Source organism: Pleomorphomonas diazotrophica, assembly GCF_002844595.1.
GTDB classification, from domain to species: domain Bacteria; phylum Pseudomonadota; class Alphaproteobacteria; order Rhizobiales; family Pleomorphomonadaceae; genus Pleomorphomonas; species Pleomorphomonas diazotrophica.
Window position 1 is genome coordinate 19,030 of record NZ_PJNW01000005.1, and the last position, 18,821, is coordinate 37,850.

Genomic DNA, 18,821 nt, shown 5'->3' on the forward strand with positions numbered 1-18,821 from the left:
GTCTGACCGTCATTCGGCGGCAACGTTCCTCAAGACCCGCCTGTGCTGGAACCAGACGCGTCCCATTTCAGAGAGGCTGCGCAAGGCAACCACGATGACCAAGAGGCCGCCCGACAGGGCGCTCGATACATGGCTCGACACGCCGACGAGCTGGAGACCGGTCTGCAGATAGCCGACCAGGAGCGCGGCGAGCGCCGTACCCAGGATGGTGCCCGAGCCGCCGTAGATCGACGTACCACCGAGCACCACGGCGGTGATCGCCGGCATCAGCGCCGTCGACCCGAAGTCGGAGCGGGCCGAGCCGAAGTAGGAAGCGAGGATCAGACCGGACAGCGCCGCCATCAGGCTGGTCAGCGCATAGGCGACCACCAGCGTGCGGAACACCGGCGTGCCGGCATAGGCGGCGGCGCGCGGGTTCTGGCCGATCAGGTAGACGTAGCGACCGAAGCGGGTCCGGTGAAGCAGCGCCATGAAGCCGACGGTCAGCACCAGGAACAGAGCGAAGGGCAACGGCAGGCCGAAGACCTCGAGATTGGCGAGATTGACGAAGGCCGGGTCGAAGTTGCTGATGCCCTCGTAGCCGGTGGCGCCGGCGAGGCCGGACAGCACCAGTGCGGCGCCGCCGAACAGGAAGCCGGTGCCGAGCGTGATCACCAGCGGGTTGACCTTCGACAGATGGATGGCGACGGCGTTGAAGACGCCGCCAAGCGTGCCGACGGCGAGCGCTGCCACGGCCGCCATCCAGATGTCGACGCCGCCCACCCAGAGGATGCCCAAGGTGATGGCCGACAGGCCCATCACCGAGCCGAGCGACAGGTCGATGCCGCCGGTGATGATGACCAGCGTCAGGGCCAGCGCGGTGATGCCGACATGGATGAAGTCGGAGGTGGCGTAGAGCAGCATGGACGGCTGCAGGAACACCGGGTTGATGGCGCCGAACACCAGGATCTCGGCAATCAGGAGCAGTGCGAGCACGCTCTCCCAGCGCTTGAGGGCAGGATGAAGCTTCATTTGCGCGCCTCCGAGGTCTCAAGTGCCGTCTTGAGCGGCCGCACCGCGGCCTTGGCAAGCTCGCCTTGCTGGCCGGCCGCCTGCGGATCGATGAACTTGCGGTATTTCTGGTAGCGGAGGAGGCGATCGACGGCCTCGCGGATCTTGCCATCGGTGATCAGCACCACCAGCAGGATGGCGCCGGCGATGATGTCGTTCCAGTAGGCCTCGAGGCGCAGCAGCACGAGGATGCTGTCGATCGACGTCATGAAGTAGGCGCCAAGCGCCGCGCCGAGCACCGTTCCGGTGCCGCCCAGCAGGCTGACGCCGCCAAGTACGCTGGACGCGATGGCGCGCATCTCCATGCCGGTGCCTGCGGTGTTGGGAATGAAGCCGATCTGCGAAGCGAAGATGACGCCGGCCAGCGCGGCCAGGAGGCCGTTGAGCCCGTAGGCGACGATCTGCACCTCGTTGACGCGGATGCCGATGAGACGGGCGCCCTCGCGGTTGTCGCCGACCGCGAACATCGACCGGCCGAAGGCGGTGTAGCGCAGGCCGAGATGGGCGGCGATCAACAGGACCAGCACCAGCCAGGCGACCGGCGACAGGCCGAGCGCCCCGGCCTTGGTCAAGGCCTTGAACCCTTCCGGCAGACCCTCGATCCAGCTGCCGCCCGACAGGAGATGGACGAAGCCGCGGTAGAGGCCGAGCGTGCCGAGCGTGGCAACGATGGCCGACACCTTCAGCCACGACACCAGGACACCGTTGAAGAGGCCACAGAGAAGACCGACGAGAAGCGCGACGCCGATCGAGGCGGGAATGCCCCAGCCGGCATTCATCAACAGGCCGGCGACCACCGCCGCAAGGCCCATGATCGAACCGACGGAGACGTCGAGGCCGTGCGTCGCCATGACCATGGTGGCGCCGATCGCCAGCACGAACAGGATGAGGCTATTGCCATAGACGAGCAGCATCGTGTCGAGGGACAGGTAGCTGTGGTCGACGAGGCCGAGAATCGCGAAGAGGAAGACGATGATCAGCGCGACCGAGGCTTCGCGGTGGCGCTGCAGGAAGCGGATGATCATTGCGCAGCGTCCATTTTGGCGCCGACCCCGAAGGAGAGGCGGGCAATGGCGTTGATGGTGATGTCGGAGCCTTCGAGCAGGCCGCCCGGATAGCCGTGGTTCATCACCAAGACGCGGTGGCTGAGGCGTTCGACCTCCTCGTGGTCGGAAGAAATCAGGAGGATGGCGAGGCCCTCGCCGGCCAGCCGGTCGATCAGCCGGTAGATGTCGGCACGCACGGCGACGTCGACGCCGCGCGTCGGCTCGTCGAGGATGAGGACGCGCGGACCGGCGGCGAGGCACTTGGCGAGCAGCACCTTCTGCTGGTTGCCGCCCGACAGCGTGCGAACCGGCTGATCGGCACTGCCGCAGACGATGCCCAGCAGTTTGATCTGTTCGGAGAAATCGGCCCGTTCCTTGGCGAGCGGCAGCCATTCGCGCCCCCGGTGGAGCACCAGCGCCGAGGCGTTCCAAACGAGCGGTGCGTTGACGAACAGCCCCGACACTTGCCGGTCTTCCGGCAGGTAGACGACGCCGGCATCGAGGCTCTGGCGCGGGCCATGACCGGTAAGCGGCTTGCCGTCGACGAGGATGCGGCCACGGGCGGCGGGGCGGATGCCGTAGATGGTCTCGGCGAGTTCGGTACGTCCGGAGCCGACGACGCCAGCAAGGCCGAGGATCTCGCCGGAATGCAGCGAAAAGGTCACGTCGGCGAAGCCTTCGCCGGCCAGTCCTTCAACGCGCAGCCGTTCGGGCCCGCGCTCCACCGGGGCGGCGGCGCGGCCGAGCGTGAAGCCTTCCTTGCCCTCGACATGGGTCATGGCGGCGACGATCTCGGCGTCGGTGAAGGACTTCGGCGGGCCGGCCAGCACCACTTGGCCGTCGCGCAGGATGGAGACAATGTCGGCGATCTCGCGGATCTCGCCAAGCTTGTGGGAAATGAAGAAAATGCCGACACCCTGGGCGGTGAGCGCCCGGATGCGCTCGAACAGCTTGCCCACCTCGCGCGGGGTCAACGCTGACGTCGGCTCGTCGAGAATGAGGATGCGGGCGTCACGGATGAGGCCGCGCAGGATCTCGACCATCTGCTGGTCGGCCACTTCGAGCTGGCCGGCCTGGGTCGACAGCGTCATGCCGGCGCCAATCTCGGCGATCAGCGTTTCGAGGCGGGCACGCAGGTCCTTGCGATTGCCGGGAACGTGCATCAGCACGTTTTCCTCGACCGACAGGCTCGGGAACAGCATCGGCTCCTGCGGCACCAGATGGATGCCGGCCTGACGGGCGGTGACCGGCGTCATCGCCGAAGCGTCTTCACCGCAGACCAGGAGTTCGCCTCGGTCGACGCAATGCAGGCCGGCGATCATCTTCATCAGCGTCGACTTGCCGGCACCGTTGCCACCCAGCAGCGCGTGCACCTCGCCCGGCCGAAGCGTCAGGTCGACGCCGCGCAGCACGGCGATGGAGCCGAAGAATTTCCAGATTTGCCTGGCTTCGACCAGCGGGCATCGCTGGTCGGTCGGCGAGATCCCCGCCATGTCGACAGTCTCCCAACTTTGTTCTTGGAAACGCTGGGGCATGCCCGCGCCTCGGTGCCCTTGCCGGGCGGTCCGCCGGACCTCCCATGGAGGCCCGACGGCGCGGTTCGCGGTCCGTGTAACTGGCCTTAGGCGGCCTTGGCCTTGCCGGCCTTGTAGATGTCGTAGGCCTTGTCGACGCTCTCTCCGTCATGCACCACGGCGCGCACGGCAGCGATCATCGCGACAGGACAATCGGACTGGAAGATGTTGCGACCCATGTCGACGCCGGCCGCTCCCTGGTCGATGGCGCGCCAGGCCATTTCGAGCGCATCGCGTTCCGGCAGCTTCTTGCCGCCTGCGATGACGATCGGCACCGGGCAGCCGGCCACGACCTTCTCGAAGCCAGTGTCGATATAATAGGACTTCACGATGTGGGCGCCGAGTTCGGCACAGATGCGCGTGGCGAGGCCGAAATAGCGGGCGTCGCGCACCATGTCCTTACCGACACCCGTCACCGCCATGGTCGGAATGCCGTAGCGATTGCCGGTGTCGATCAGCTTGACGAGATTGGCGAGCGACTGATGCTCGTACTCGGCGCCGACGTAGACATTGGTGGTGATCGCCGAGGCATTGAGGCGGATGGCATCCTCAATATCGACCGCGACCAGTTCGCGCGACAGCTCGGTGAGCACGCTCATGCCGCCAGAACAACGCAGCACCACGGGCTTGCGGCTGTCGGCAGGCATGGTCTGGCGGAGACCGCCGCGCGTGCACATCAACACGTCGGTGTAGGGAACGAGCGGGCGAATGGTGAGATCGAGCCGTTCAAGGCCGGTGGCCGGCCCCTGGAAATAGCCGTGATCGAAGGCCAGCATGACGGTGCGGCCGCTCTTGGGCTGGAAGATGCGGGCAAGACGATCCTGCATGCCCCAATCGAGAGAAACGGAACCACGAACGGGGAACGCCTTCACCTCGACCGGTTTGTCCAATCCGAAATCCTTGCCTTCCTTCACGTCGTCCAAATCGGCCATGAGGTCCTCCAATGGGTGGGCGGGGTCTGCAATCAGCAGTACCTATCGTTCAAATGAACGCCGCCTTATCAATTGCACACCGGATTATTTGCCGACCGGCCGCCATCGTCAACCAGAATTCTGCACATAAGTGACATCGCGATCCAAACGAACCCGGCCGCAAATTTCAGGCATTCGAGAAATCCCGTGATAACTCATTGATTTTCCTTATACACGCGGTGATCACCCAAAAGCCTAATGCGACTTAATGATGATCAGAAACTTCCCGTCTTGCGCTTATGTGCGCATCGTGATCATATGATCGACGGAAACACCGCGTCGAGCCGCTGATCGGGTCGTGCGTGCAAATGTCTTGAAGGTGAGCGACGTGAACGAAGCCAACGACGAACTGGCATTCGAGCCGCACGAGGAAGAGCTGCTGAGCCGCGTTGCCTGGCACTATTATCACGACGGCCTGACGCAGAGCGAAATCGGCGAGCGCCTGAACCTATCGCGCATCAAGGTGTCGCGCATGCTCGACCGCGGCCGGAAGATGGGACTGATCCACGTTCACATCAACTCCAGCTATGGCGGCTGCTTTGCGCTCGAGGCCAGGCTGCAGGAAATCTACGGCCTCGACGAAGCGCGCGTCATTCCCGCCCAGGAGACCGGCAACATCAACGATCGTCTCGCGGAAGCGGCCAGCCAGTATCTGATGGGCCGCCTCAAGGACCAGGAAATGCTGGCGGTCGGCTGGGGCGCCACCGTGATGGGCACGCTGCAACGCCTCGCCCGCACCCTTTCCTACAGAGACATCTCACTGGTGAGCCTGACCGGCGGCGTCTCGGCCTATATCGAAGGCGTCGCCTCCGGCCGCTCGTCCCAGAACGTCCATCTCATTCCGGCGCCGCTCGTCGTGTCGCAGGAGAATATCGCCGAGGCGATCCGGGCCGAGCGGCATGTCGTCGAGGTGATGAGCATGGCGCGGACGGCCAACTATGCGCTGGTCGGCATCGGCGCCGTCGCCGACGAAGCGACGCTGATCGCCTCCGGCTACGCCAGCCGCTCGCAGTTCGAGATCTTCCGCCGCCAGGGTGCCGTCGGCGACATTATCGGCATCTTCTACGACCAGAACGGCGAGCCGCTCGACCTTCCCTTCCACAAGATGCTGGTCGGCCTCGATTTCGGCGCCCTATCGGCCATCCCGCAGGTCATCGCCGCCGCCGGCGGCCCCAAGAAGATCGATGCCATCCGCGCCGCCGCCCGTGGTGGGCGCATCGACGTGCTGATCACCGACGAGCCGACCGCCCAAGCCATCATCGAGAAAGACCAAGCATGACCCCCCACGTTCTCGCCATCGATGCCGGCACCGGCAGCGGCCGGGCCGTCATTTTCGATCGGGCCGGCCGCCAGGTGGCGGTGGCGCAGGAAGAATGGACGCATCTCAGCGATCCGCGTCATCCCGGCTCCATGGAGTTCGACTGCGCCGCCAACTGGGCCTTGCTCGTCCGTTGCGTGCGCAAGGCGCTGGCTGACTCTGGCCTACCGGCATCGGCTATCCGGGCCGTCAGTGCCACATCGATGCGCGAAGGCATCGTTCTGTGGGACCGGAATGGGCGCGAGCTCTGGGCCTGCGCCAATGTCGACTCGCGAGCGTCCGACGAGACGAAGGCCCTTAAGGCTGCCATGCCCGGCTTCGAGCGCGACGCCTATGCCGTGACCGGCCAGACCTTCGCGCTCGGCGCCATTCCGCGGCTCAAATGGATCGAGCGCCACCTGCCCGATGTCCACGCCCGCACGGCGCGGATGTGCATGCTGTCCGACTGGATCGTTGCCCGTCTCTCGGGCGAAATCGTCTGCGATCCGTCGAATGGCGGGACCAGCGGCCTCCTGGCGCTCGACAGCAGGACCTGGGATGCCGATGTTGCCCGCCGGGCCGGTGTCGACCCGGCCATCCTGCCGCCCGTCCATGAAACCGGCACGGCGATCGGCCGCGTGACGGCCGCTGCGGCGGCGGACACCGGTCTTGCGGCAGGAACGCCGGTGGTGGTCGGGGGCGGCGATGTGCAGCTCGGCGCGCTCGGCCTTGGTGTCGGTCGCGCCGGCGAAGCGGCGGTGCTCGGCGGCACCTTCTGGCAGGAAGTGGTCAACATGCCCAGGCCGACCGCCGATCCGGCCATGCGGGTGCGCGTCAACCCACACGTGGTGCCCGGCCTCAGCCAGGCCGAAGGCATCGCCTTCATGGTCGGCATGACCACCCGCTGGTTCCGCGACGCCTTCTGCGACGAGGAAAAGCGAATCGCCGCCGAGCGAGGCATCGACGTCTACGCCCTGCTCGAGGAGAAGTCGGCGACGGTGGCGCCCGGCGCCAACGGCATCCTGCCCATATTCTCGGACGTGATGAACTGCGGCGCCTGGTATCACGCCGCGCCGTCGCTTCTGAACCTGTCGCTCGACGCCAGCGTCTGCGGCAAGCCGCAGATCTTCCGCGCCATCCAGGAGAATGCGGCCATTGTCGCCTCGGAGAACCTGCGGCTCGCCGCAGACCTCGCCGGCGTGACGCTCACCGATCTCGTCTTCGCCGGCGGCGCGTCCAAGGGGGCGCTCTGGGGTCAGATCCTGTCCGACGTCACCGGCCTGCCGGTGAAGGTGCCGGAAGTCACCGAGGCCACTGCGCTGGCCGCCGGTCTCGCCGCCTGGGTCGGCATCGGCGAATACGCCTCGCTGCCGGAAGCGGCCGACGCCGTCGTTCGCTGGCGCCGCCGCTACGAGCCGGATGCCAGTCGACACCTCTTCTATGGCGAGGTGACCCAGCGCTGGCGCACGGCCTATGCCGCCCAGCGGCAGCTCGTGGACGCCGGCATTACCCGATCGATGTGGAAGGCTCCCGGCCTCTAGCGCCTGCGCCGGAAGCCAGCCGTAAACCGAAGATTCGAGTTGAAAAGGACCGTCGTCCCGACAAGGACAGCGGCGGAGGACCAATGTTCAAGACCAAAGAAGACGAGCACGACTATCGCTTCGGCGATCATGGCCCCAAATATCTGCTGCGCGGTCCGCGCATCGATATCGGCGTGGTGACGCTGCAGCCGGGCCAGCATTTCAACACCCACAAGCACCAGCATATCGAGGAGAACTTCCTGACGATCGCCGGCGAGGTGCACATGTATGTGGACGGCGAGCTGCATGTGCTCGGCGTCGGCGATTTCCTGCGCTGCGAGCCCGGCGAAGGCCATCACGTGGTCAACCGCGGCGATACGCCGTGGAAAGCGGTGTTCGTCAAGGCGCCCTACGATCCCAAGGACAGCGTACCGATCGCCTGGTCGCCCGAAGATTAGTGGCCGGCGCGCGCCATCATCTCATCAGCGATGAGTGCAGCGACGGCGATCGCCAAGGCGAGGCCGAGAAGCCCGGCCGGCGGGAGCGAAACCACAGAAAGCAAGCCGCCTGCGACGGCCGCGGCGAGACGCGGCAGCGCGCCGTGAAGCTTCATGCCATGGCGGAACAGAGCCGTTCCGGCATAGTAAAAGACCAGTCCGAGAGCGAGCCAGAAGGAAAGATGCGCCTCCCCTGCCTGCGGACCGAAATGCTCCTTGAGGCCGACCGACAGGCACAGCACGCCGCCGATCATCATCAGGAAGGCGAACCAATAGGCCACCAGCGCGGCCCGTCCGCGCTCGGCCGGAGCAAGAGCGGATAGCCGCCGTTCGGCGCGCCTGTCGTCACCGGCAAAGTAGGCCGACCACAGCGCGATGATGATGGCAAGCGACAGGCCCGCCTCGATCAGACCGGTCACCACGCCGCCGGCGGAGAGCGAAATGCCGATCGAAATAACGCTCTCGCCAAAGACAATGAGCAGCAGCAAGCCATGCCGCTCGACGAAGTGGTCGGGTGACAGCGTGAATGCGCGCGCCGAATAGAGCAGCGCCATGGCGACCAGAACGACGACCACCAGAGCCTGGGCGATACTGCCGGCAAGACCTGGCAGGTAGCCGGACACGCCCAGCAACAGCGCGGTACCGACATTGACGGCGCCGAAGCGCAAGGTCGGACCGACCAGGCCGGCGAGTTTGGCGAAAGCCAGGATATGCACCGCCACGACAAACAGAGCGCCACCGCCGAGCACGGCGGTACTGTGCTCGTGCAGCCCCGGAATGCCGATGGCGAGGAAGAACGTGCCGGCCATGGCGACCAGCATGACCGCTGTCAACGCTCGCGGCGAGGCGATGTGGCTCGCCAGCCAGACGTAACCACCATACATCCACCATAGGAAAGTCAGGATCGACAGGGCGCCGATGACATCGCCTGGCGTGTGCGCCGCCTTCAGAAGATGTGTGACTTGGGTGATCGCAAAGACGAAGGTCAGGTCAAAAAGAAGCTCGACCGTCGCCGCGCGACGCTCGCCTGTCCCCTCAACTGCTGAAGTCATCGAGGCCCCCGCCCAAAACGACGCCGAAATGCAGATCGACAAGAATGACTGGGAGAGTAGTCGATTCGAGGTGCCATGCAACCGAAGACGGCGCGACGCGGAACTTTCTCGTCAGCGGGCGGTTTAGGCCGAACCCACCAGCAGGAAGGAGAGGTTCCATGCCCCGGGGAGACAAATCCGCCTATACCGACAAGCAGAAGCGCAAGGCCGAGCATATCGAGGAAAGCTACGAAGAGCGTGGCGTATCCGAGGACGAAGCCGTGCGCCGCGCCTGGGCGACTGTCAACAAGGAAAGCGGCGGCGGCAACAAGTCCGGCTCGGGACGCGGCCGTCCGGACACCCACGTTTCCTCCGAGAAAGGTGGCCGCAGAGGTGGTGCCGCCTCGGCATCCCGGTCGCGGGAAGACCGCTCGGCCTCGGCCAAGAAAGCCGCGGCCTCCCGATCCAGAGAGGAACGATCGGCTTCAGCCAAGAAGGCCGCTGCGACCCGCAAGCGCAACCGGGAGGGGGCTGCCGGGTAAGCTTTGCCCGGCGGCGGGGATCAGGAAAGCTTTGGCACACGGTTCGTCGAGATTCCGTCCGATTCAGTTGCAACATTCTCGCCTTTTAGTGAAAACGTTTTCTTTCTCTGAATTTGACTGACAGGCAGCAGGTTTTTTCCGACCCGGCTCTATATCATTTTGATTGATAAGCGATTTTTCACTGTTGCCTGATAGTGACCCTTGGGCGCCTTACTGTCGCTTTGTTTCGCTTGCCCGAGGCTTTAATGCGAATCCGCCTTGTCGTTCTCGCCGTGCTGTCCATTTGCCTGACACCCTTTCTTGTCGGGCAAATCATTGGGGCGCAGAAGGAGCGAGCGGATGCCGTCAGGAACGTCGAGCAAGGGCTCAGAACGTCCATCAACAGAACGCGCGATTTCCTGATGGACGTACAAGCCGACGTCGAGAATATGGCTTCGCTCATCGCGGCCAATGACAGCTTTCAACGTGTCCCCCCCGCCGAATGCAGCGAAAACCTCAATAAAATCCGCTCCATGGATAAGCGGATCGAACATATTTCCATTATGACACCCAAAGCGGTCGTCTACTGCTCCTCCACAAGCTCTGCGGAAGGGATTGCCGCACAGGGGCCATCAAAGCATTTCAAGAGCATACGCCACAGCAATACATTCTGGGGAGACATCCACTACAGCAGCATCTCCAATACTGTCGTCATATCATCTGTATCCGTCATAAAAAAGAACGATAAAGTCGAGTATCTCGTCGTCATATCCCTTACCGTATCCGCTTTGCGGAACGATATCTTCGACCTGTTTCAAGTTCCACTTGGGAAGGCGATCCTTGTGAACGGGAAAGGAGAAACACTCGACTCGGCGGCCCTGGCTCAGCCAGATTTGTCTTTCGACCAAACCACAATAGACGCGTCGTCTTCCATCGAGGCAGGTATCATCGCACCACGGACGAAGGACGAGACTGCCAGTTACATCGGCGTTGTAAAGCTCCCCATGAACGATGCGCGCATGCTTTTCTCAACACCTCTGAAGGGGGTTTACTCCAGAGAAGATCAGAAGCTCGGGTTTGCCATCGTCATATCCCTCTTTGAAGTCATCATTCTGGCCGCCACCGTCATGACGGCGATCGAGTTCTTCTTCTTCCGGACCTTGAGGAAAATAACGAAGCTCGCCAGCGAGATCACCTCCGGCGGACAGGGGCAGCGCATCTCGGTCAAATCGCCCTTCCCCGATTTCAAGGTGCTCGCCTCCGCCCTCAACCTCATGGTGGAGAGACTGGACGATGCCAGCAAGCTGGATTCCCTGACGGGGCTGGCGAACCGGCGCGCGCTCGACGTCCATTTCGAGCATTGCGACCGGCTTTTGGCCGATGAGCAAACGGCTCTCGCCGTTGCCATGATCGATATCGACGGCTTCAAGCGCTTCAACGACAGATTTGGCCACGCGGCCGGCGACAACGCCTTGCAGCAGGTCGGCCGAACGTTGCGTCGTGTCGCAAGGCGCGGAACCGAAATAGCGGCACGCTACGGCGGCGAGGAATTCACGCTGGTGCTGACCATCACCGACGCCGCCAAGCTCTACGCCTACCTGGATTCGGTGCGGCAGTCGGTGGAGGATCTCGCTATCCAGCACCCAGACTCGCCCTTTGGCCACATAACCATCAGCATCGGCTATGCCGTGGCCTCCCCTGGAATGACCATGCGACAGACTGTGGAGATGGCCGACGCGGCGCTCTACGCCTCCAAGGCTGCAGGCCGCAACCGGGTAACGGCCGGCCAGGCGTCACCGCCCATTGCAGCCGACATTTGAGGCCGCAGACCCGGGTCGCACGCAAGAACACCTGCGCGATCAACTCACTGGAGCGATGAAAGCTGGAGCGGGTGAAGGGAATCGAACCCTCGTATTCAGCTTGGGAAGCTGCTGCTCTACCATTGAGCTACACCCGCGACGCGACCTAGATCGCAGCCCCGCCCGGCGCTGTCAAGAGGCCCGGAAGTGCTTGGACAGCTTCAGCCCTTGCGCCTGATAGTTGGATCCCATGCCCTGACCATAGAGGGTGGACGGCACCTCCACCATGCGCTCGTAAACGAGGCGGCCGATGGTCTGCCCATGGTCGAGGATGAAGGGCACGTCGTGGCTTCTCACCTCCAGCACGGCGCGCGCGCCCTTGCCGCCGGCCGGGGCGTGACCGAAGCCGGGATCGAAGAAGCCTGCGTAGTGAACGCGAAACTCGCCCACCAGGGGATCGATCGCCACCATCTCGGCCGCCGTTTCGGGGGGCACCTGCACCGCCTCGCGCGAAACCAAGATGTAGAACTCGTCCGGGTCGAGGATCAGCGACGGCCGGCCGCGCGCCGTGATCGGCTCCCAAAAATCGGCGACCTCCTGGGCGGCCTTGGCGTCGACGTCGAGAACGCTGGTGTGGCGTCGGGCCCGATAGCCGATCAGCGCGCCCTCGCCCGCCCCGGCAAGATCGATGGACAGCGTCAGGCCGTGCTCGAAGCGCGGCTCCCGATCGACCAGCGGATAGCGAGCGTGAAGCGACGCCAACTCGGTATCATCGAGGCGCGCGTCGCCGCGGCGGAAACGGACCTGGCTCAGCCGCGACCCGGCCCGCACCTTGATCGGGAAGGTGCGCGGCGACACCTCGACCCAGAGCCGCCCGCGGTAGCCGGCGGCGATCTGGTCGAAGGCGACGCCATGATCGGTGATCAGCCGGGTGAAAACATCGATGCGACCGGTCGAGCTCTTGGGATTGGCGGAGGCTGAAACCTCGGCCGGCAGCGCCAGGGATTCAAGCACCGGCACGAGGTAGACACCGCCCGTCTCCAGCACCGCGCCGGCGCTCAGATCGAGTTCATGCAGTGCGAGATAGCCGAGCTTCTCCTCGACGGTGGCGTCACCGCCGGGAAGGAAACTCGCCCGCAAGCGATAGGCGACCGGCCCCAGGCGCAGATCGAGGCTAGCCGGCTGGATCTGATCGGCATCGAGCGGCCGCGTCGAAGCGATGGCACCGGCGTCGAACAACTCGCGAATGCGATGGGCGGGAAGAATGCCGGCGGTCTCGGTCATGGCGTGCTAAGCATCCGGAAGGCAAGGAGAAGGCCGGCATCGGAAGGGTGCCGGCCAAGCTTTCCGAAGCTCTAGCCTGTTTTGCCGTCCATGGAAACTCGAAGACCGGCGAAAATCATCGCCCCTCAGGCTCCGGCAGGCTGAGGGGCGACAGGATTCCGGGAAACCGTCTCGCTGCGCATGTTCTTGCGATAGAATCTGACCAGTCCCTTGCCGCCCTGCTTGGCCGCGTAGAGCGCGGCATCGGCCTTGTGCAGCAAGGCGGCAACGTCGAGGCCATGTTCCGGCGCCAAGGCAACGCCGATGCTGACACCGATGACCAGCGAGTGACCATTGTACTGATAGGGACTGCTCAAGGCGGCCAGCACCGCTTCGGCACGCGCTTCGATCAGCTGCCGATCGTCCGTCGGGATGACCATGACGAACTCGTCGCCGCCGAGCCGGGCCACCGTGTCCTCGGCCCGGCAGAACTCGCGCAGACGACGCGCCACGCCGATCAGGACGGCATCACCGGCGGCATGGCCGGCGCTGTCGTTGACCTCCTTGAAGCCGTCCAGGTCGAGATAGAAGACCGCTGCCGCGGCGTCGTCGCCGCGCTTCGGTTCAAGCAGGCGTTTCATGCGGTCGAGCAGCAGCAGCCGGTTCGGTAGGCCGGTAAGCGGATCGTGCAGCGCTTTCTCCTCGCTGACGCTGATCAGCCTGACAGCGCGGCGTGCAAAGACCAGCACCACGGCCGTCAGCACCAGATAGCCCGCGAAGACCAGCACCAACCCTGGTCCGACGGCCTTGAGAATCTGGTCACCCAGCAGGATGGGATCCCAGACCAGCGAGTCGCCCATGGTGCCATTCTGGCTCATCAGGCGCAGGCGGCCGGGACCTTCAGTCGTCTGCCCGAAGCCGGGCTCGTAGCTGAGGTTCGGCAGCATGAAAGTTTCGGCCAGGTCTTCCAGGCTGGCGCGGTCGACACGGCGACCGATCGCGAGAACATGGCCGCCATCGGCCGACTTGTCGCGGTCGTCGACGGCATGAATTCCGGCCAACGCGAACAATATGGGCGCGCCGTCGACCGCGATGAGCTGGGTAGCCGTGTCGGCCAGGCGGCCGGCACGCCAGCGCGAGATCAACTGGCTGAAGGCCGGCGGCAGAACACCACGCGCTTCCGTCGACACGACCCGCCCGCCGGTACGTGAGAACAGGGTCCGATCATCCGGGTCGAGAATGAAGAAGAAGGCCTCGTCCTGGTCGGCCGTGAGATGGCTGGCAAGCCAACCGGCATCGAAGGCATCGACGACATGAGCGGCCGTCTCATCGCGACCGGCCATGCCGGCGGCCTGGTTGGCGAGCTCTTCGGCGAAATGCTGAAAGGCATTCTTCGCCGCGCGCTGCTGGAACTCGATGGACAGGTGGTTCTGCTTGGACGACAGCATCAGCACGCCGACGATGGCGCCGGCGAGCAAAAGGGCGATCAGGCCGAACATCGGCAGGATCACCCGCAGGAAGAATCGGCGATCAAGGCTGGCCGTCGGGGTCATCTGGGCTCCGGAGATACGGTCGCATGACCAATATCCTGAACCTCCATCAACCAATAATCCGTGCAGGTCCGGGATTAATCTCGGTATGCCAAACGCGATCTTATGAGGATGGGCAATTTCGCCGTTGCCCTCTGCTGCCTCAGGCGGCACTCCGCCGATTCTGCAACGAGCGGCAATGGCCTTCGGCTTGACCTTTGTCCGCGCTTCCCCTAGCCTTGATTCCATCGTGGTTCTTTGAGCCGACCGGCTTGCCGCCACGCTAAACAAGGCTGCTAAAAGGTCGGGACGGACATGTCGATCGTTGACACCCGGCTCGCCTATGCGCAGCCGGGTTTGCTTTTTCCGGTCTCCGACAGCGAAGGACGAAGACATGACCAAGGTCACCTGGCATCCCGACACCGCCCTCGTGCATGGCGGCAGCCTGCGCTCGCAGTGGGGGGAGACGTCCGAGTCGATGTTCGTGACGCAGGGCTTCGTCTATGACAGCGCCGAGCAGGCGGAGGCGCGTTTTCTCAACCTCGATCCGGGCTTCCAGTACAGCCGGTTCTCCAATCCGACCGTCACCATGTTCGAGGAGCGCATGGCACTGCTCGAAGGCGCGCCGGTGGCGCGGGCGACGGCCACCGGCATGGCGGCGGTGACGGCCGCCATTCTGTCGCAGGCGTCGGCCGGCGACCATATCGTGGCGGCGCGGGCGCTGTTCGGCTCCTGTCGCTACATCGTCGAGGACCTGGCGCCGCGCTTCGGCATCTCATGCACGCTGGTCGACGGCCGTGACCTCGACCAGTGGCGGGCGGCGGTACGGCCGAACACCCGCGTCTTCTTCTTCGAGAGCCCGACCAATCCGACGCTGGAAGTGGTGGACATCGCCGCCGTGGCCGAGATCGCCCATGCCGCCGGCGCGCGCCTCGTCGTCGACAACGTCTTCGCCACCGCCCTCTACCAGAAACCACTGGAACTCGGCGCCGACGTGGTCGCCTATTCGGCCACCAAGCATATCGACGGTCAGGGTCGCTGCCTCGGCGGCGTCGTCCTGTGCAACGAGGAGTTCCTGGAGAAACATCTCCAGGTGTTCCTGCGCCAGACCGGCCCCACCATGAGCCCGTTCAATGCCTGGGTGATGCTGAAGGCCCTCGAAACCTTCTCGCTGCGGGTCGGCCGCCAGACGGAGACCGCCGCAAAGATCGCCACCTTCCTCGAAGGGCATCCAAAGATCGAGCGAGTGATCTATCCAGGATCGGACAGCCATCCGCAGGCGGATATCTGCCGCAAGCAGATGAGCGGCGGATCGACCATGATCGCCCTCGAGGTGAAGGGCGGCCGCGACGGCGCCTTCGCTGCCATGAACAAGCTCGGCATCATCAAGATCTCCAACAATCTGGGCGACGCGAAGAGCCTCGTCACTCATCCCTCAACAACGACGCACCAGCGTTTCACCGAGGAGGTTCGGCAGGAGCTCGGCATCAACCAGGGTCTGCTGCGTCTGTCGGTCGGCCTCGAACATGCCGACGACCTGATCGCCGATCTTGAACAGGCGCTCGGCGCCTGAGCGCCTGATAATAACGCCTCCGAAACGAATAGAGTGTAGAAGGGGCGCATGCCGATCGACATGCGCCCCGCTCAGGCCCTCAGACTTTGGCACGACGTTTCGCTCGCCACCGTGCGCGAGAACGGCGCAGACCTGTCGCCGCGCCAGATCACCGTGCTGCTCACCGTCTACCTCGAACCGCCGCCGCATACGGTGCGCGGCCTTGCGGAGAAGCTTGGCGTCACCAAGCCGGCGATCACCCGTGCCCTCGATACCATGGGCGAGTTGAAGCTTCTGGGCCGCAGGCGCGATGAGGCCGACAGGCGCAATGTCATCGTTCATCGGACGGTCGAGGGAGCGTTGTTCCTCGAACGCCTCGCCGATATCATCGTGGACAAAGCCAGGGAGCTGCCGCGTTGACCGTCGATCGCCGCACCACATTCGCCCGCACCGACCTTGCCGACGCCGCACTCGCTGGCATCGTGGCGGCCGAGCGGTATGTCGAGCCGCGGCCGGCCCGAATCGTGGCGCCGACCGCCGGCCTACGGCGCGAGCCGCGCTTCGATTGCCCGCTCGACAGCGAGGCATTACATGGCGAGGCGATCCGCGTCTTGGACGTCGATGACGAAGGCTGGGCCTTCGTTGAGATGAGGCGCGATGGCTACGTCGGCTACATGCCGGCCGAGGCGCTCTCCTTCTCGGCTCCCGAGCCGACGCACGCCGTAGCACAGCTTCGCTCCTTCGCCTTCTCCGGCTCCGACCTCAAGCTGCCAGTGGCCTACCCTCTGGTCCAGGGCGCGCTCGTCGCGGTCACGGGCGAGGTCGAGCGGCGCAATCTCGTCTACGCCTTGCTCGCCGATGGCACCGCAACCGTGATGAAACACCTCGCGCCGCTCGGTGCGCCGGCAGCTGGCGATTTCGTCGCTGTCGCCGCCGCCTATGTCGGTACACCCTATCTGTGGGGCGGTTGCTCCAGCCTCGGCATCGACTGCTCCGGCCTCATCCAGCGGGCGCTGGCCGAGACCGGTGTTGCCGCGCCCCGCGACACCGACCAGCAGGAGGCCGCCATCGGCGAGCCGGTCGACTGGAATGGCGACCCCGATGCTCTCCGGCGTGGCGACCTCGTGTTCTGGAAAGGTCATGTCGGCATCGTTGCCGGGCCGGACCAACTCCTGCACGCCAACGGGTTCCACATGGCGACGGTCGTCGAGCCGCTCGGCGCCGCCATTGCCCGCATAGCCTCAGGCGGCGTGCCGGTGACCAGCGTCCGCCGGCTGCCGGGCTACCTTGCCAAGGCGTGACGCACGGTTCTCCGGCTGCGCGTTGGGCCGGGCCACGGCAGGCGCGAGGCTTTCGCCGACCGAGGAGTTCGGCTAGCCTCAAGAGAATGTCTTGTGAGCAGCCGCCGAGTCGACTGAAGATGCGCCTGTCGAAACCCTTGATCGCAGCGACTCTGGGCGTGCTTTTCTGCCTCTTCGCGCCGGAAGGATTGCCCATCTCGGTTGCCCAGGCGGCGGAGGCCGATTATCCCCGGCTTGTGCCCGTTGGTACCGGAGCGACTGCTGGCGCGAGCCCGCCGTCGATCCGCTTCGTCACGTCCGACGACTTTCCGCCGTTCAACTTCGTCGATGGCTCCGGCCTTATCACCGGCTTCAACGTTGAAGTCGCCAGGGCGATCTGCGCGCGCCTTTCCATTCCCTGTACCGTGCAGGTGCGGCCGTTTCCGCTGTTGCTCGAGGCGGTGCGCGAGAACAAGGCCGACGCCATCGCCGCCGGCGTCGCCGATACGCCGGCGCTGCGCCAACATCTTTCCTATTCCGTTCCCTATTTCCGCGAGCCGGCCCGCTTCGTCCGCCGCTGGCCGGCACTGGTGGAACCATCGCCGCGTACACTCGCCGGCAAGTCGGTGGGCGTCGTCACCGGCAGCCGTTACGCGGATTTCATTCAGGACTTCTTTCCGGCGGCCAAGCCCCAACCGGCCGGCAGCGAGGCGGAGCTGTTCGCGCTCCTCAAGAGCGGCGAAGTCGATGCCGTCTTCACCGGGGCGGTCGGCGCGTCCTTCTGGCTGGCCGGACCGGTGGCCAAGGGCTGCTGCGCCTTTTCCGGCGGCGCCTATACCGAACCGGCCTATTTCGGCGACGGCATGAAGATCGCCGTTGCAGCCGACAATGCGGCGCTCAAGGCCAGCATCGACGGTGCGCTGCGGGCGCTCGATGCCGATGGCACCCTCGCCGATCTCGCCTTGCGCTTCTTCCCCGAAAGCCTTTACTGACGCCAAGCAGCAATCCAACGGGCCCGCCATGTTCACCGCCGTCAGCCATGAGATCGTCGTCAGCGTCGAACCGAGCTATCTGCCCGAGGAATCCGATCCCGACGAGCACCGCTACGTCTGGTCCTATCGGGTGGTCATCGCCAATCATGGTCGGCGCGCCGTGCAACTGATGACGCGCTTCTGGGAGATCACCGACGCCAACGGCATCCGGCGCACGGTGACCGGTCCCGGCGTGGTCGGACAGCAGCCGATCATCGAGCCGGGCGAGGCTTTCGAGTATACGAGCGGCTGTCCTCTCTCGACGCCCAGCGGCATCATGTCGGGAAGCTACCGCATGGTCGACGATCGCGGCACCGCGCTCGACGTCGTCATTCCCGCTTTCTCGCTCGACAGCCCGGTGGCGGCGCGCACGTTGAATTAAGCCCGCATCGGTTGCTGTCTGCCGCCGGAAGCCGCCGACGCGGCTTCAAACGATTGCCCGGGCTTAACGGCGCGAATGGCTGGACAAGCCCTGTTGCCGCGCCTATCTGTCGGCGACCTTCCTCATTGGAAAGCCGGAGCGTTTCCATGTCCGACCGTTTCGTGCGCCTGTTCGGCGACAGCCCGGCGCGCCTGCTTCTCAGGCTCGTCATTCTCTCCTTGATCGTCGGCGTCGTGCTGGCGGCGCTCGGCGTCGAACCCTATGACATCGTCACGTCGGCGCTACGTTTCGTCGACCGCATTTGGTCGATGGGCTTCGACGCTGTCGACCGTGTCTGGCGCTACTTCCTGCTCGGCGCCGTGGTGGTGATCCCGGTCTGGCTGGTGCTGCGGCTGCTCAACATCGGCCGCAGCCGCTCCTGACCGACGGCATCATGCATGCGTCCGGCCTTGAAGCCCGGCGCGCGGAAAGCGAATTT

The 18,821-nt window shown here is 64.8% G+C and carries 18 protein-coding genes, 1 tRNA gene and 1 riboswitch; of the genes, 11 read left to right on the top strand and 8 right to left on the bottom strand.

Annotation, left to right across the window (positions count from 1 at the left end; translation table 11 throughout):
- Positions 1–9 precede the first annotated feature (9 nt).
- The 4 genes from CXZ10_RS08325 to lsrF form a co-directional block, all read right to left on the bottom strand.
- Complete coding sequence (locus tag CXZ10_RS08325) at positions 10–1,011, bottom strand: ABC transporter permease subunit (RefSeq protein WP_101288697.1); 1,002 nt, start codon at positions 1,009–1,011, stop codon at positions 10–12.
- Entirely contained in the window at positions 1,008–2,075 is a 1,068-nt protein-coding gene (gene lsrC / locus CXZ10_RS08330; protein WP_210199882.1) for an autoinducer 2 ABC transporter permease LsrC, read from the bottom strand. The genes CXZ10_RS08325 and lsrC overlap by 4 nt, the downstream gene beginning before the upstream one ends.
- Positions 2,072–3,589, bottom strand: coding sequence for an autoinducer 2 ABC transporter ATP-binding protein LsrA (lsrA, locus tag CXZ10_RS08335; RefSeq protein WP_101288698.1), 1,518 nt, complete (start codon positions 3,587–3,589; stop codon positions 2,072–2,074). Before lsrA ends, lsrC begins: the two co-directional genes overlap by 4 nt.
- 128 nt (positions 3,590–3,717) lie before the next feature.
- The gene (gene lsrF / locus CXZ10_RS08340; protein ID WP_101288699.1) at positions 3,718–4,602 is read right to left on the bottom strand and encodes a 3-hydroxy-5-phosphonooxypentane-2,4-dione thiolase; all 885 of its coding nucleotides are present in this window, start codon (positions 4,600–4,602) and stop codon (positions 3,718–3,720) included.
- A 367-nt stretch (positions 4,603–4,969) separates the two neighbouring features.
- Between lsrF and CXZ10_RS08345 the strand changes: the two genes are divergently transcribed.
- From CXZ10_RS08345 to CXZ10_RS08355, 3 genes are all read left to right on the top strand, one after another.
- Positions 4,970–5,920, top strand: a complete 951-nt coding sequence (locus tag CXZ10_RS08345; protein ID WP_101288981.1) for a sugar-binding domain-containing protein — start codon at positions 4,970–4,972, stop codon at positions 5,918–5,920.
- On the top strand, positions 5,917–7,479 hold the full coding sequence (lsrK, locus tag CXZ10_RS08350) for an autoinducer-2 kinase (RefSeq protein WP_101288700.1): 1,563 nt from the start codon (positions 5,917–5,919) through the stop codon (positions 7,477–7,479). Before CXZ10_RS08345 ends, lsrK begins: the two co-directional genes overlap by 4 nt.
- Before the next feature lie 83 nt (positions 7,480–7,562).
- Positions 7,563–7,916 (top strand): cupin domain-containing protein, encoded by a 354-nt coding sequence (locus CXZ10_RS08355; protein WP_101288701.1) that lies wholly within the window; start codon positions 7,563–7,565, stop codon positions 7,914–7,916.
- Here CXZ10_RS08355 and CXZ10_RS08360 read toward each other — a convergent pair.
- Complete coding sequence (locus CXZ10_RS08360) at positions 7,913–9,007, bottom strand: low temperature requirement protein A (RefSeq protein ID WP_101288702.1); 1,095 nt, start codon at positions 9,005–9,007, stop codon at positions 7,913–7,915. The two genes, CXZ10_RS08355 and CXZ10_RS08360, sit on opposite strands and share 4 nt — an antisense overlap.
- Positions 9,008–9,165: 158 nt before the next feature.
- Here CXZ10_RS08360 and CXZ10_RS08365 point away from each other — a divergent pair, with 158 nt between their 5' ends.
- Both CXZ10_RS08365 and CXZ10_RS08370 read left to right on the top strand, forming a co-directional pair.
- On the top strand, positions 9,166–9,528 hold the full coding sequence (locus CXZ10_RS08365) for a plasmid stabilization protein (protein WP_101288703.1): 363 nt from the start codon (positions 9,166–9,168) through the stop codon (positions 9,526–9,528).
- 245 nt (positions 9,529–9,773) lie between these two features.
- Entirely contained in the window at positions 9,774–11,327 is a 1,554-nt protein-coding gene (locus CXZ10_RS08370; protein ID WP_101288704.1) for a sensor domain-containing diguanylate cyclase, read from the top strand.
- 63 nt (positions 11,328–11,390) lie between these two features.
- Here the strand turns inward: CXZ10_RS08370 and CXZ10_RS08375 are convergent.
- From CXZ10_RS08375 to CXZ10_RS21340, 3 genes are all read right to left on the bottom strand, one after another.
- A tRNA-Gly gene (locus CXZ10_RS08375) sits at positions 11,391–11,464 on the bottom strand.
- A 34-nt stretch (positions 11,465–11,498) separates the two neighbouring features.
- Entirely contained in the window at positions 11,499–12,590 is a 1,092-nt protein-coding gene (locus tag CXZ10_RS08380) for a 2'-deoxycytidine 5'-triphosphate deaminase (protein ID WP_101288705.1), read from the bottom strand.
- Positions 12,591–12,715: 125 nt separating this feature from the next.
- A complete protein-coding gene (locus CXZ10_RS21340) occupies positions 12,716–14,122 on the bottom strand; it encodes a diguanylate cyclase domain-containing protein (RefSeq protein ID WP_180335915.1) in 1,407 nt (468 codons plus the stop codon).
- A 216-nt stretch (positions 14,123–14,338) separates the two neighbouring features.
- Positions 14,339–14,418, top strand: a riboswitch (SAM riboswitch).
- 74 nt (positions 14,419–14,492) lie between these two features.
- Between CXZ10_RS21340 and CXZ10_RS08390 the strand changes: the two genes are divergently transcribed.
- The 6 genes from CXZ10_RS08390 to CXZ10_RS08415 all read left to right on the top strand — a co-directional run bounded on the left by CXZ10_RS08390 (position 14,493) and on the right by CXZ10_RS08415 (position 18,765).
- A complete protein-coding gene (locus CXZ10_RS08390) occupies positions 14,493–15,671 on the top strand; it encodes an O-succinylhomoserine sulfhydrylase (RefSeq protein WP_101288706.1) in 1,179 nt (392 codons plus the stop codon).
- 48 nt (positions 15,672–15,719) lie between these two features.
- A complete protein-coding gene (locus tag CXZ10_RS08395; RefSeq protein ID WP_101288707.1) occupies positions 15,720–16,070 on the top strand; it encodes a MarR family transcriptional regulator in 351 nt (116 codons plus the stop codon).
- The gene (locus tag CXZ10_RS08400) at positions 16,067–16,951 is read left to right on the top strand and encodes a C40 family peptidase (protein WP_101288708.1); all 885 of its coding nucleotides are present in this window, start codon (positions 16,067–16,069) and stop codon (positions 16,949–16,951) included. The genes CXZ10_RS08395 and CXZ10_RS08400 overlap by 4 nt, the downstream gene beginning before the upstream one ends.
- Positions 16,952–17,070: 119 nt before the next feature.
- On the top strand, positions 17,071–17,922 hold the full coding sequence (locus CXZ10_RS08405; RefSeq protein WP_180335916.1) for a transporter substrate-binding domain-containing protein: 852 nt from the start codon (positions 17,071–17,073) through the stop codon (positions 17,920–17,922).
- 28 nt (positions 17,923–17,950) lie between these two features.
- Positions 17,951–18,343: a Co2+/Mg2+ efflux protein ApaG gene (gene apaG / locus CXZ10_RS08410; protein WP_101288710.1), complete on the top strand. Its 393-nt coding sequence runs from the start codon at positions 17,951–17,953 to the stop codon at positions 18,341–18,343.
- Positions 18,344–18,489: 146 nt separating this feature from the next.
- The gene (locus CXZ10_RS08415; RefSeq protein ID WP_101288711.1) at positions 18,490–18,765 is read left to right on the top strand and encodes a DUF6460 domain-containing protein; all 276 of its coding nucleotides are present in this window, start codon (positions 18,490–18,492) and stop codon (positions 18,763–18,765) included.
- The last annotated feature ends 56 nt before the right edge of the window (positions 18,766–18,821 follow it).

Coding starts and splice junctions, on each gene's coding strand:
- CXZ10_RS08325 (WP_101288697.1), bottom strand. CDS start 1,011: ATGAAGCTTCATCCTGCCCTCAAGCGCTGGGAGAGCGTGCTCGCACTG.
- lsrC (WP_210199882.1), bottom strand. CDS start 2,075: ATGATCATCCGCTTCCTGCAGCGCCACCGCGAAGCCTCGGTCGCGCTG.
- lsrA (WP_101288698.1), bottom strand. CDS start 3,589: ATGGCGGGGATCTCGCCGACCGACCAGCGATGCCCGCTGGTCGAAGCC.
- lsrF (WP_101288699.1), bottom strand. CDS start 4,602: ATGGCCGATTTGGACGACGTGAAGGAAGGCAAGGATTTCGGATTGGAC.
- lsrK (WP_101288700.1), top strand. CDS start 5,917: ATGACCCCCCACGTTCTCGCCATCGATGCCGGCACCGGCAGCGGCCGG.
- CXZ10_RS08355 (WP_101288701.1), top strand. CDS start 7,563: ATGTTCAAGACCAAAGAAGACGAGCACGACTATCGCTTCGGCGATCAT.
- CXZ10_RS08360 (WP_101288702.1), bottom strand. CDS start 9,007: ATGACTTCAGCAGTTGAGGGGACAGGCGAGCGTCGCGCGGCGACGGTC.
- CXZ10_RS08365 (WP_101288703.1), top strand. CDS start 9,166: ATGCCCCGGGGAGACAAATCCGCCTATACCGACAAGCAGAAGCGCAAG.
- CXZ10_RS08370 (WP_101288704.1), top strand. CDS start 9,774: ATGCGAATCCGCCTTGTCGTTCTCGCCGTGCTGTCCATTTGCCTGACA.
- CXZ10_RS08380 (WP_101288705.1), bottom strand. CDS start 12,590: ATGACCGAGACCGCCGGCATTCTTCCCGCCCATCGCATTCGCGAGTTG.
- CXZ10_RS21340 (WP_180335915.1), bottom strand. CDS start 14,122: ATGACCCCGACGGCCAGCCTTGATCGCCGATTCTTCCTGCGGGTGATC.
- CXZ10_RS08390 (WP_101288706.1), top strand. CDS start 14,493: ATGACCAAGGTCACCTGGCATCCCGACACCGCCCTCGTGCATGGCGGC.
- CXZ10_RS08395 (WP_101288707.1), top strand. CDS start 15,720: ATGCCGATCGACATGCGCCCCGCTCAGGCCCTCAGACTTTGGCACGAC.
- CXZ10_RS08405 (WP_180335916.1), top strand. CDS start 17,071: ATGCGCCTGTCGAAACCCTTGATCGCAGCGACTCTGGGCGTGCTTTTC.
- apaG (WP_101288710.1), top strand. CDS start 17,951: ATGTTCACCGCCGTCAGCCATGAGATCGTCGTCAGCGTCGAACCGAGC.
- CXZ10_RS08415 (WP_101288711.1), top strand. CDS start 18,490: ATGTCCGACCGTTTCGTGCGCCTGTTCGGCGACAGCCCGGCGCGCCTG.